The organism is Gemmobacter sp. 24YEA27 (assembly GCF_030052995.1).
In the GTDB taxonomy this organism is placed as follows: domain Bacteria; phylum Pseudomonadota; class Alphaproteobacteria; order Rhodobacterales; family Rhodobacteraceae; genus Pseudogemmobacter.
In genome coordinates, this window is record NZ_JASJPW010000012.1 from 1 (window position 1) to 7950 (window position 7950).

Consider the following 7950-nt stretch of genomic DNA (forward strand, 5'->3'; position numbering starts at 1 on the left):
CGTCTTGCCAACGCTGGCGACTTCGGGCGTCGAATAGACCACGCCGGGGATCACGCCTAATTCACATGGCCCGCCTTGCCGGCGATAACCTCGGCGACCGCCATACCCTCATCCTCGGCCTTATGGCGAGCATCGGGCCGGGAACCGCGTCCCCAATGCATAGATGCCCGGGACCGAGGTCTGCCAGTGGTCATCGACCTTGATCTGGCCGCGCGGCAGGATCTCGACGCCGATGGCCTCGAGGCCCAGCCCGTCGGTAAAGGGTTTGCGCCCGGTGGCGACGAGGACGACATCGGCCTCGATTTCGCCCGCCGAATCGTCTTTTTTCAGCTTCCAGGCAACTTTCGCGCCTTTTTTCGTGCGCTCCACCACCTGGACAGCGGCGCCGAGCACGAATTTGAACCCTTGTTTCGTAAGGATCTTCTGGAAGCTCTTCGCCACCTCGGCATCCATGCCGGGGTGATCGCGTCGAGATATTCCACAACGGTCACTTCGGCGCCGAGACGGGCATAGACCGAGCCCATTTCCAGCCCGATGACGCCGGCGCCGATCACGACCATGCTTTTCGGGATCTTCGGCAGCGCGAGCGCACCGGTCGAGGTGACAATGACCTGTTCGTCGATGGTGATGCCCGGCAGGACCGAAGGCACCGAGCCGGTGGCGATGATGATGTTTTTCGCGCTATGCACCTCGTCGCCGACCTTGACCTGACCGGCTGCAGGGATCGAGCCCCAGCCCTTCAGCCAGGTCACCTTGTTCTTTTTGAAGAGGAATTCGATCCCCTTCGTGTTCCCGGTCACCACGTCATCCTTGTAGCGCAGCATCCGTTCCCAGTCGACTTTGGATTGGCGCCCATCAGGCCCATTTTCTCGAAGTTCTCATGAACCTCGTGCAGCTGGTGGGTGGCATTCAGCAGCGCTTTCGACGGAATGCAGCCGATATTCAGGCAGGTGCCGCCAAGGGTTTCACGCCCTTCGACACAGGCGGTTTTCAGGCCAAGTTGCGCGCATGGATCGCGGCCACATAGCCGCCGGCCGCCGCCGATCACGATAACGTCGAAATCTGCCATGGGTGTTTCCTTGTACTGGCGGAGAGCCGGGGCTGCCTGCCCCAGGCGAACATCGGTTTTCCTGAACCGGTGGCGCGATTGATGCGCGCACCCCGGGATATTTGTGGGCCGGAGAAAGTCAGGCCAGGATCTGGATCAGCAGGGCGATCAGCGAGACCGGGTCAGAGCTGCCGAAGAAAAAGAGGAACGGCGGGGAGGCGACTTCCTGCATGGATGCGCTTTCACAAAGGGCCTGGGCCGAACAGGGCGACCCCGGCGAGCGTAAGTGTGGCGATCAGGCCGGCCAGCCAGATGAGCGAGCGCCAGGGGCAAGGCCAAGCCCGTAGGCCGGGATATAGAGCACGCGGGCCGCGACATAGATCCAGGCGGCGGTGGCGGTAAGGGACGAGGTCTTGCCCGCCAGCACCAGGATCAGCACCAGCGGCGCGAACATCGCCAGCCCTTCGAAGCCGTTTGTGACGGCGCGGCGCAACCGTCCCAGGCGCGGCGACATGTCTACCGTCTGATCGCGCGGGCCGGCATTGTAGCGCGGCCCGAGTTCACGGTTCATCTGCGCCCCGGCAATGCCGATGGCCACAACCTGCAGCAGCACGGCACATGTCAGGGCGCTGAGCTCGGGTGCCATCATGCTGTCCTGATGAATTCTGCCGAGGTGATATGCCCAAGCGCCTGTTGCGCCTTGAGCCATTCACGGGCGGCGGTGGGATCATTGACCGAAAACAGGAAAAGGCGGCCGCCATCGCTGCCGGCCCAGATCTGCAGCTGGGTCAGCCCGGTATCGCCGAAGGCAGGGTCATGCCCGGAAAAGCTTGCAAGGCCGGTGCGGACGAGGACTTGTTCCATTCTTGATCTCCATTCCCGAAAATGACGGCATTGTGCCGAACGTGCTCAGGTATAGCGGGCAGAGCCAGGATCGGTTCCGCCCGCCGCGAGAGGATTATGCGGTGCCTGGCCCGGATCAGAGATCCATAAGCAGACGGCGCGGGTCTTCCAGCGCCTCTTTGACGCGGACGAGGAAGGTCACGGCGCCTTTGCCGTCGACGATGCGGTGATCATAGGAAAGCGCCAGATACATCATCGGGCGGATCACGATCTGGCCGCCCACGACGACCGGGCGATCCTGGATCTTGTGCATGCCGAGGATCCCGGATTGCGGCGGGTTCAGGATCGGCGAGGACATCAGCGAGCCGTAGACACCGCCATTCGAGATGGTGAAAGAGCCGCCCTGCATTTCCGCCATGGTCAGCTTGCCGTCCCGGGCGCGCAGACCAAGCTCGGCGATCTTCTTCTCGATCGCGGCAAAGCCCATCTGATCGGCGTCACGCACCACCGGCACGACAAGGCCCGTCGGCGTCCCGACCGCCACGCCCATATGAACGTAGTTTTTATAGACGACATCGGTGCCGTCGATCTCGGCATTGACCTCGGGCACTTCTTTCAGGGCATGGGTGCAGGCCTTGACGAAGAAGGACATGAATCCGAGCTTGACGCCGTGCTTCTTCTCGAACTGGTCCTTATATTCGTTCCGCAGCTGCATGATCCCCGACATATCCACCTCATTATAGGTGGTCAGCATGGCGGCGGTGTTCTGTGCGTCTTTCAACCGGCGCGCGATGGTCTGGCGCAGGCGGGTCATCTTGACGCGCTCTTCGCGCGCGCGTCATCGGCAGGCACAGGCGCGCGTGGATCGCGGCGGGCGCAGGCGCAGGCGCGACAGCAGCGGCCGCAGCGCCCGGGGCACGGCCACGGCACGCGCCACGTCTTCCTTCATCACCCGGCCATCCTTGCCGGAAGCCTGGACCTGGTCACGGGTGAGCCCGGCTTCGGCCATGGCTTTCTTGGCCGAGGGCGCGTCTTCGACATCCTTGCCTGCCGATGACGCCCGCGCGCCGAGCGCGTCAAGATGACCCGCCTGCGCCAGACCATCGCGCGCCGGTTGAAAGACGCACAGAACACCGCCGCCATGCTGACCACCTATAATGAGGTGGATATGTCGGGATCATGCAGCTGCGGAACGAATATAAGGACCAGTTCGAGAAGAAGCACGGCGTCAAGCTCGGATTCATGTCCTTCTTCGTCAAGGCCTGCACCCATGCCCTGAAAGAAGTGCCCGAGGTCAATGCCGAGATCGACGGCACCGATGTCGTCTATAAAAACTACGTTCATATGGGCGTGGCGGTCGGGACGCCGACGGGCCTTGTCGTGCCGGTGGTGCGTGACGCCGATCAGATGGGCTTTGCCGCGATCGAGAAGAAGATCGCCGAGCTTGGTCTGCGCGCCCGGGACGGCAAGCTGACCATGGCGGAAATGCAGGGCGGCTCTTTCACCATCTCGAATGGCGGTGTCTACGGCTCGCTGATGTCCTCGCCGATCCTGAACCCGCCGCAATCCGGGATCCTCGGCATGCACAAGATCCAGGATCGCCCGGTCGTCGTGGGCGGCCAGATCGTGATCCGCCCGATGATGTATCTGGCGCTTTCCTATGATCACCGCATCGTCGACGGCAAAGGCGCCGTGACCTTCCTCGTCCGCGTCAAAGAGGCGCTGGAAGACCCGCGCCGTCTGCTTATGGATCTCTGATCCGGGCCAGGCACCGCATAATCCTCTCGCGGCGGGCGGAACCGATCCTGGCTCTGCCCGCTATACCTGAGCACGTTCGGCACAATGCCGTCATTTTCGGGAATGGAGATCAAGAATGGAACAAGTCCTCGTCCGCACCGGCCTTGCAAGCTTTTCCGGGCATGACCCTGCCTTCGGCGATACCGGGCTGACCCAGCTGCAGATCTGGGCCGGCAGCGATGGCGGCCGCCTTTTCCTGTTTTCGGTCAATGATCCCACCGCCGCCCGTGAATGGCTCAAGGCGCAACAGGCGCTTGGGCATATCACCTCGGCAGAATTCATCAGGACAGCATGATGGCACCCGAGCTCAGCGCCCTGACATGTGCCGTGCTGCTGCAGGTTGTGGCCATCGGCATTGCCGGGGCGCAGATGAACCGTGAACTCGGGCCGCGCTACAATGCCGGCCCGCGCGATCAGACGGTAGACATGTCGCCGCGCCTGGGACGGTTGCGCCGCGCCGTCACAAACGGCTTCGAAGGGCTGGCGATGTTCGCGCCGCTGGTGCTGATCCTGGTGCTGGCGGGCAAGACCTCGTCCCTTACCGCCACCGCCGCCTGGATCTATGTCGCGGCCCGCGTGCTCTATATCCCGGCCTACGGGCTTGGCCTTGCCCCCTGGCGCTCGCTCATCTGGCTGGCCGGCCTGATCGCCACACTTACGCTCGCCGGGGTCGCCCTGTTCGGCCCAGGCCCTTTGTGAAAGCGCATCCATGCAGGAAGTCGCCTCCCCGCCGTTCCTCTTTTTCTTCGGCAGCTCTGACCCGGTCTCGCTGATCGCCCTGCTGATCCAGATCCTGGCCTGACTTTCTCCGGCCCACAAATATCCCCGGGGTGCGCGCATCAATCGCGCCACCGGTTCAGGAAAACCGATGTTCGCCTGGGGCAGGCAGCCCCCGGCTCTCCGCCAGTACAAGGAAACCACCCATGGCAGATTTCGACGTTATCGTGATCGGCGGCGGCCCCGGCGGCTATGTGGCCGCGATCCATGCCGCGCAACTTGGCCTGAAAACCGCCTGTGTCGAAGGGCGTGAAACCCTTGGCGGCACCTGCCTGAATATCGGCTGCATTCCGTCGAAAGCGCTGCTGAATGCCACCCACCAGCTGCACGAGGTTCATGAGAACTTCGAGAAAATGGGCCTGATGGGCGCCAATCCCAAAGTCGACTGGGAACGGATGCTGCGCTACAAGGATGACGTGGTGACCGGGAACACGAAGGGGATCGAATTCCTCTTCAAAAAGAACAAGGTGACCTGGCTGAAGGGCTGGGGCTCGATCCCTGCAGCCGGTCAGGTCAAGGTCGGCGACGAGGTGCATAGCGCGAAAAACATCATCATCGCCACCGGCTCGGTGCCTTCGGTCCTGCCGGGCATCACCATCGACGAACAGGTCATTGTCACCTCGACCGGTGCGCTCGCGCTGCCGAAGATCCCGAAAAGCATGGTCGTGATCGGCGCCGGCGTCATCGGGCTGGAAATGGGCTCGGTCTATGCCCGTCTCGGCGCCGAAGTGACCGTTGTGGAATATCTCGACGCGATCACCCCCGGCATGGATGCCGAGGTGGCGAAGAGCTTCCAGAAGATCCTTACGAAACAAGGGTTCAAATTCGTGCTCGGCGCCGCTGTCCAGGTGGTGGAGCGCACGAAAAAAGGCGCGAAAGTTGCCTGGAAGCTGAAAAAAGACGATTCGGCGGGCGAAATCGAGGCCGATGTCGTCCTCGTCGCCACCGGGCGCAAACCCTTTACCGACGGGCTGGGCCTCGAGGCCATCGGCGTCGAGATCCTGCCGCGCGGCCAGATCAAGGTCGATGACCACTGGCAGACCTCGGTCCCGGGCATCTATGCCATTGGGGACGCGGTTCCCGGCCCGATGCTCGCCCATAAGGCCGAGGATGAGGGTATGGCGGTCGCCGAGGTTATCGCCGGCAAGGCGGGCCATGTGAATTACGGCGTGATCCCCGGCGTGGTCTATTCGACGCCCGAAGTCGCCAGCGTTGGCAAGACCGAAGAGCAGCTGAAAGAGGAAGGCCGCGCTTATAAAGTCGGCAAATTCCCCTTCATGGGCAATGCCCGTGCCAAGGCGGTGTTCCAGGCGGATGGTTTCGTCAAGCTGCTGGCCGATAAAGATACCGACCGCATTCTCGGCTGTCATATCATCGGGCCTGGTGCGGGCGATCTGATCCATGAGGTCTGTGTCGCGATGGAATTTGGCGCCTCGGCGCAGGATCTGGCGCTGACCTGCCACGCCCATCCGACCTATTCCGAAGCAGTGCGCGAAGCGGCGCTGGCCTGCGGTCTTGGCGCGATCCACGCCTGATCCCTCACTGCCGCGGAAATAGCAAAGGGCGGGTGCATGGCACCCGCCCTTTCTCTTTTACCCGGGCCGATGCCTGGATCCCGGTCAGTGACCGCTATGATCCTCGGCCTCTTTCGGTTCATCGATCGAGAATTCCACCTCGATCCGGCCCGCCCGTTCAAAGACAAGGGTGCCGGGAACCATGTGCCGGTGCTGGAAATCCCCGCCGGCGAGACCGTCGCGCTGGAGCGTGGCGGCTATCACATCATGTTCATGGGTCTGAAACAGAGCCTGAAAAAAGGCGAAATGGTTCCCGGCACCCTTGTCTTTGAACGGGCGGGCCGGATCGAGGTGGAATTCTCGATCGATGAACCGAAAGAGGCCGAGGATCATAGCGGTCACTGACCGGGATCCAGGCATCGGCCCGGGTAAAAGAGAAAGGGCGGGTGCCATGCACCCGCCCTTTGCTATTTCCGCGGCAGTGAGGGATCAGGCGTGGATCGCGCCAAGACCGCAGGCCAGCGCCGCTTCGCGCACTGCTTCGGAATAGGTCGGATGGGCGTGGCAGGTCAGCGCCAGATCCTGCGCCGAGGCGCCAAATTCCATCGCGACACAGACCTCATGGATCAGATCGCCCGCACCAGGCCCGATGATATGACAGCCGAGAATGCGGTCGGTATCTTTATCGGCCAGCAGCTTGACGAAACCATCCGCCTGGAACACCGCCTTGGCACGGGCATTGCCCATGAAGGGGAATTTGCCGACTTTATAAGCGCGGCCTTCCTCTTTCAGCTGCTCTTCGGTCTTGCCAACGCTGGCGACTTCGGGCGTCGAATAGACCACGCCGGGGATCACGCCGTAATTCACATGGCCCGCCTTGCCGGCGATAACCTCGGCGACCGCCATACCCTCATCCTCGGCCTTATGGGCGAGCATCGGGCCGGGAACCGCGTCCCCAATGGCATAGATGCCCGGGACCGAGGTCTGCCAGTGGTCATCGACCTTGATCTGGCCGCGCGGCAGGATCTCGACGCCGATGGCCTCGAGGCCCAGCCCGTCGGTAAAGGGTTTGCGCCCGGTGGCGACGAGGACGACATCGGCCTCGATTTCGCCCGCCGAATCGTCTTTTTTCAGCTTCCAGGCAACTTTCGCGCCTTTTTTCGTGCGCTCCACCACCTGGACAGCGGCGCCGAGCACGAATTTGAACCCTTGTTTCGTAAGGATCTTCTGGAAGCTCTTCGCCACCTCGGCATCCATGCCGGGGGTGATCGCGTCGAGATATTCCACAACGGTCACTTCGGCGCCGAGACGGGCATAGACCGAGCCCATTTCCAGCCCGATGACGCCGGCGCCGATCACGACCATGCTTTTCGGGATCTTCGGCAGCGCGAGCGCACCGGTCGAGGTGACAATGACCTGTTCGTCGATGGTGATGCCCGGCAGGACCGAAGGCACCGAGCCGGTGGCGATGATGATGTTTTTCGCGCTATGCACCTCGTCGCCGACCTTGACCTGACCGGCTGCAGGGATCGAGCCCCAGCCCTTCAGCCAGGTCACCTTGTTCTTTTTGAAGAGGAATTCGATCCCTTCGTGTTCCCGGTCACCACGTCATCCTTGTAGCGCAGCATCCGTTCCCAGTCGACTTTGGGATTGGCGCCCATCAGGCCCATTTTCTCGAAGTTCTCATGAACCTCGTGCAGCTGGTGGGTGGCATTCAGCAGCGCTTTCGACGGAATGCAGCCGATATTCAGGCAGGTGCCGCCAAGGGTTTCACGCCCTTCGACACAGGCGGTTTTCAGGCCAAGTTGCGCGGCATGGATCGCGGCCACATAGCCGCCGGGGCCGCCGCCGATCACGATAACGTCGAAATCTGCCATGGGTGGTTTCCTTGTACTGGCGGAGAGCCGGGGGCTGCCTGCCCCAGGCGAACATCGGTTTTCCTGAACCGGTGGCGCGATTGATGCGCGCACC

At 62.4% G+C, this 7950-nt stretch carries 6 protein-coding genes and 4 pseudogenes; 5 read left to right on the forward strand and 5 right to left on the reverse strand.

Annotated features, from left to right (window positions below):
* The 4 genes and pseudogenes from QNO18_RS25520 to odhB (QNO18_RS25535) all read right to left on the reverse strand — a co-directional run.
* Positions 1-1069: pseudogene (locus QNO18_RS25520) on the reverse strand (NAD(P)/FAD-dependent oxidoreductase); the annotation flags it as partial.
* A gap of 274 nt (positions 1070-1343) precedes the next feature.
* Positions 1344-1694 carry an MAPEG family protein gene (locus QNO18_RS25525; protein ID WP_349293960.1) on the reverse strand — a complete coding sequence of 117 codons (351 nt, stop codon included), beginning with the start codon at positions 1692-1694 and terminating at the stop codon, positions 1344-1346.
* On the reverse strand, positions 1694-1912 hold the full coding sequence (locus QNO18_RS25530) for a hypothetical protein (RefSeq protein ID WP_283176872.1): 219 nt from the start codon (positions 1910-1912) through the stop codon (positions 1694-1696). The genes QNO18_RS25525 and QNO18_RS25530 overlap by 1 nt, the downstream gene beginning before the upstream one ends.
* Before the next feature lie 115 nt (positions 1913-2027).
* Positions 2028-2936: pseudogene (gene odhB, locus QNO18_RS25535) on the reverse strand (2-oxoglutarate dehydrogenase complex dihydrolipoyllysine-residue succinyltransferase); the annotation flags it as partial.
* On the opposite strand from odhB (QNO18_RS25535), the pseudogene odhB (QNO18_RS25540) reads away from it, so the two are divergent.
* The 5 genes and pseudogenes from odhB (QNO18_RS25540) to QNO18_RS25560 all read left to right on the forward strand — a co-directional run.
* Positions 2935-3649, forward strand: a pseudogene (gene odhB, locus QNO18_RS25540) (2-oxoglutarate dehydrogenase complex dihydrolipoyllysine-residue succinyltransferase); the annotation flags it as partial. The pseudogenes odhB (QNO18_RS25535) and odhB (QNO18_RS25540) sit on opposite strands and share 2 nt — an antisense overlap.
* 115 nt (positions 3650-3764) lie before the next feature.
* Positions 3765-3983, forward strand: coding sequence for a hypothetical protein (locus QNO18_RS25545; RefSeq protein ID WP_283176872.1), 219 nt, complete (start codon positions 3765-3767; stop codon positions 3981-3983).
* Positions 3983-4387 carry an MAPEG family protein gene (locus QNO18_RS25550; protein WP_283176871.1) on the forward strand — a complete coding sequence of 135 codons (405 nt, stop codon included), beginning with the start codon at positions 3983-3985 and terminating at the stop codon, positions 4385-4387. The genes QNO18_RS25545 and QNO18_RS25550 overlap by 1 nt, the downstream gene beginning before the upstream one ends.
* Positions 4388-4611: 224 nt before the next feature.
* Entirely contained in the window at positions 4612-6000 is a 1389-nt protein-coding gene (gene lpdA, locus QNO18_RS25555; protein WP_283176870.1) for a dihydrolipoyl dehydrogenase, read from the forward strand.
* A gap of 96 nt (positions 6001-6096) precedes the next feature.
* On the forward strand, positions 6097-6384 hold the full coding sequence (locus QNO18_RS25560; protein ID WP_283180232.1) for a copper chaperone PCu(A)C: 288 nt from the start codon (positions 6097-6099) through the stop codon (positions 6382-6384).
* An 84-nt stretch (positions 6385-6468) separates the two neighbouring features.
* On the opposite strand, the pseudogene lpdA (QNO18_RS25565) reads toward QNO18_RS25560, so the two are convergent.
* A pseudogene (gene lpdA / locus QNO18_RS25565) lies at positions 6469-7856 on the reverse strand (dihydrolipoyl dehydrogenase).
* Between the last annotated feature and the right edge of the window lie 94 nt (positions 7857-7950).